Source organism: Limnohabitans sp., assembly GCF_040401495.1.
In the GTDB taxonomy this organism is placed as follows: Bacteria; Pseudomonadota; Gammaproteobacteria; order Burkholderiales; family Burkholderiaceae_C; genus Limnohabitans.
Genome location: NZ_JBBAOI010000005.1, coordinates 154237 through 157736 on the forward strand (window position 1 = coordinate 154237; position 3500 = coordinate 157736).

The following is a 3500-nucleotide window of genomic DNA, read 5'->3' on the forward strand; positions in this document are numbered from 1 at the left end:
GTGCTCAGCGTGCGGTAAAGCTCGTCGAGTTGTTCGCGGCTGGTGGCTTTGATGGTCAAGGTCAGACCGAGGTATTTGCCAGCGCTGCTGGGGCGTTGGGTCAGGCGCGTATCGTCCCATTCCGGGTCGAAATGGCGCACGATCATGAGCATGGCGTCGACAAAGCCATCGACTTGTTCGCCCATGACTTTGATGGGGAAATCACAGGGGTATTCAATCAGACTGTCGGTGGATGGGGTGGGCATGAAAAGAGTTTGAAAGATTGGGTTCAGGTGGGGTTATTAAGATACTTTACAATCAGTGGCTTTGCTGCAAGTTTAGGAAGGACATGGACTCTCCCGTCAAAGCCTCCTTGGTTGCAGTAAAAAACACTCAGACATCAGTTGAGGCGGCGGCGTCAGTTGACGAAACCGAAGAGTTTCGCCCGATGACGGCGCAAGAGGCCCAAGCCTGGCGAGCGCGTCATCCGACTTTATCGGTTTGGCAGGTGGTTGGGGCGCAGCTGACGCTGGCGGTGGTTTTGGCCTTGTCAGCTGCTTGGGTTTGGGGTCGTGCATCAATAGCGTTTTCTTTGGTGTATGGCGCTTTTGCAGTGGTTTTGCCATCTGCTTTGTTTGCCAGGGGCATGACTTCACGGTTGGCCTCGGTCAACGCAGTCTCTGCAGCCATGAGCTTTGCCGTGTGGCAAGGCGTCAAGATGGTGTTGACAGTGCTGTTGTTGGCGCTGGCGCCCAGGGTCTTGAGTGATGTCAGTTGGCCTGCTTTGTTAGCGGGATTGTTGTTGACGATGAAGGTTTATTGGTTGGCGCTGGCCTGGGGAAAGCCCAGACAAGCGACACCGCAAGATTGATTTTGAAGAGTTGAGCATGTCCGATACCAGCACACTTACCGCCGGCGAATACATCAGTCACCATTTGACCCATTTGCAAACCAAGCCAATGGGAAGTGTGATTGACTTTTCCGTGGTCAACATCGATTCGGTTTTTTGGTCTGTTTTGCTAGGCGTTATCGGATCTTTCTTTTTGTGGCGCGCTGCACGTGCTGCCACCTCAGGGGTTCCGGGTCGTTTTCAAGCTGCGGTCGAAATTTTGTATGAAATGGTCGACACCCAAGCGCGTGGCATCGTCCACAACGCCCACAGTCGCAAACTGGTCTCGCCTTTGGCTTTAACCGTGTTTGTTTGGATTTTCTTGCTCAACAGCATGGATTTCTTGCCTGTTGACTTGTTTCACAAATTGTTCGAATGGACTGGACTAGATCACAGCATTCATTATTTCCGCGTGGTTCCCACCGCCGACTTGTCGACCACATTGGGCATGTCAGTTTCGGTGTTGTTGATTTGTTTGTTTTACAACATCAAGATCAAAGGTTTGGGCGGCTGGTTGCACGAACTGACCACAGCGCCTTTTGGTGCGCACCCCATACTTTGGCCCATCAATTTCGGTTTTCAAATGATTGAGTTTGTCGCAAAAACTGTCTCTCACGGTATGCGACTGTTTGGCAATATGTATGCTGGCGAGCTGATTTTCATGTTGATAGCGCTCATGGGCAGCGCTGCAGCACTGAGCTTGAGCGGTATTTTGCTGCCTATTGGCCATATCATTGCTGGCTCTATTTGGGCCATCTTCCACATTTTGATCGTTGCGTTGCAAGCCTTTATTTTCATGATGCTGACTTTGGTCTACATCGGGCAAGCGCACGACACACACTGAGTTTTTCTTTCCTCAACCTTCCATCATCTTGCTTAGGAGCTTCTCATGGAACACGTACTTGGTTTAGTCGCACTCGCTTCTGGTCTCATCATTGGACTGGGCGCTATCGGTGCTTGTATTGGTATTGGCATCATGGGCAGCAAATACCTTGAAGCCGCAGCTCGTCAGCCCGAACTGATGAATGAATTGCAAACCAAAATGTTTTTGTTGGCTGGTTTGATTGATGCGGCTTTCCTGATTGGCGTAGGTATTGCCATGATGTTTGCCTTTGCCAATCCCTTCGTCCTCAAGTAACTTGCAACCTTACTTTAGAGAGGTGTTGACGTGAGTATCAACGCAACCCTGTTCGTTCAGGCCATCGTTTTTGCTATTTTGGTGTGGTTCACGATGAAATTCGTGTGGCCTCCCATTGCAGTGGCGCTGGACGAGCGAGCTGAAAAAATCGCCCACGGCTTAAAGGCCGCTGAGCACGCCCGTATCGAGTTGTCTAATGCGCACAAGCATGTTGAGGTCGAGTTGGCCAAAACCCGCAATGAGGCGGCCACTCGCATTGCAGACGCAGAACACCGTGCATCGGTCATCATTGATGAGGCCAAATTGCGGGCAACCGAAGAGGCTAACAGAATCATCGCGGCTGCGAAAGCAGAGGCTGATCAGGCCATGGTCCAAGGTCGCGAGGCCTTGCGTGACCACGTTGCGGTGTTGGCGATCAAAGGTGCAGAGCAAATTCTGCGCAAGGAAGTCAACGCCAGCGTTCATGCCGACTTGTTGAGTCGCCTCAAGACCGAGCTTTGAGGACACAACACCATGGCTGAACTCGCCACCATTGCTCGTCCCTACGCCGAGGCCTTGTTTCAAGTGGTCAAGGCTGACGCTGCCTCAGCTGTGGCGTGGTTGGATGGCTTGGCCATTGTTGCAGCTGACGCAGGTTTGCAGCAATTTGCCCATGACCCCAAGACCTCTCACAGCCAAGTGCTTGAGCTTTTTACCCAAGTGGGGCCTAAAAACCTTCCCTCGGTGGCGGTCAATTTTTTGACCACCCTGATCGATAACGGCCGCCTTGGCGTGCTACCTGAGATTGCCAAGCACTTTCATGCTTTGTTGGATGCACAAAGTGGTGTTCAAAAAGCTGTGGTGCACAGTGCATTCCCCATCGAGGGCGCAGCCCTTGACGATTTGGCCAAAGTGCTCGAAAAGCGCTTTGGCAGCAAACTCCATGTGCAAGTGGCTCTCGAGCCCGAACTCATTGGCGGTGTGCGTGTGGTGGTCGGCGACGAGGTGCTTGACACCTCGGTCAAAGCCCGTTTGGAACAAATGAAAGTCGCGCTGACCGCCTGAGCATCCCGCTCACAGGTTGGCCCATACATAGGAAGAAGGAAAGAGTCATGCAACTCAATCCCGCGGAAATCTCTGAACTGATCAAAACCCGCATCGAGGGCTCGACAGGTGATACCAATGTGCGCAACCAAGGCACTGTGATTTCGGTCACCGACGGTATTTGCCGCATCCACGGCTTGTCCGATGTGATGCAAGGCGAGATGCTGGAATTCCCCAACAACACCTTCGGCTTGGCGCTGAACTTGGAGCGCGACTCTGTCGGCTCGGTGATCTTGGGTGAATACGAACACATCTCCGAAGGCGACACCGTCAAATGCACGGGTCGCATTTTGGAAGTGCCTGTGGGACCCGAGCTCATCGGCCGCGTGGTCAATGCCTTGGGTCACCCCATCGATGGCAAAGGCCCGATCAACGCCAAGATGACCGACGTGATCGAAAAAGTCGCGCCTG

Annotated in this window: 6 protein-coding genes and 1 pseudogene; 6 read left to right on the forward strand and 1 reads right to left on the reverse strand. The window is 52.7% G+C overall.

Annotation, left to right across the window (positions count from 1 at the left end; all coding sequences use genetic code 11):
* Positions 1-245: YbeD family protein (locus AC9UEO_RS05805; protein WP_509530932.1), on the reverse strand; the 245-nt coding region annotated here is incomplete at its 3' end.
* Positions 246-328: 83 nt separating this feature from the next.
* Here AC9UEO_RS05805 and AC9UEO_RS05810 point away from each other — a divergent pair.
* The 6 genes and pseudogenes from AC9UEO_RS05810 to AC9UEO_RS05835 form a co-directional block, all read left to right on the forward strand.
* The gene (locus AC9UEO_RS05810) at positions 329-850 is read left to right on the forward strand and encodes an ATP synthase subunit I (RefSeq protein WP_509530934.1); all 522 of its coding nucleotides are present in this window, start codon (positions 329-331) and stop codon (positions 848-850) included.
* Between the two features lie 16 nt (positions 851-866).
* Positions 867-1712, forward strand: a complete 846-nt coding sequence (atpB, locus tag AC9UEO_RS05815; protein WP_509530936.1) for a F0F1 ATP synthase subunit A — start codon at positions 867-869, stop codon at positions 1710-1712.
* Between the two features lie 45 nt (positions 1713-1757).
* Positions 1758-2006, forward strand: a complete 249-nt coding sequence (atpE, locus tag AC9UEO_RS05820; protein ID WP_506612828.1) for a F0F1 ATP synthase subunit C — start codon at positions 1758-1760, stop codon at positions 2004-2006.
* Between the two features lie 30 nt (positions 2007-2036).
* Positions 2037-2507, forward strand: coding sequence for a F0F1 ATP synthase subunit B (locus tag AC9UEO_RS05825; RefSeq protein ID WP_509530938.1), 471 nt, complete (start codon positions 2037-2039; stop codon positions 2505-2507).
* A gap of 12 nt (positions 2508-2519) precedes the next feature.
* Positions 2520-3050, forward strand: coding sequence for a F0F1 ATP synthase subunit delta (locus AC9UEO_RS05830; RefSeq protein WP_509530940.1), 531 nt, complete (start codon positions 2520-2522; stop codon positions 3048-3050).
* A gap of 47 nt (positions 3051-3097) precedes the next feature.
* Positions 3098-3500, forward strand: a pseudogene (locus AC9UEO_RS05835) (F0F1 ATP synthase subunit alpha); the annotation flags it as partial.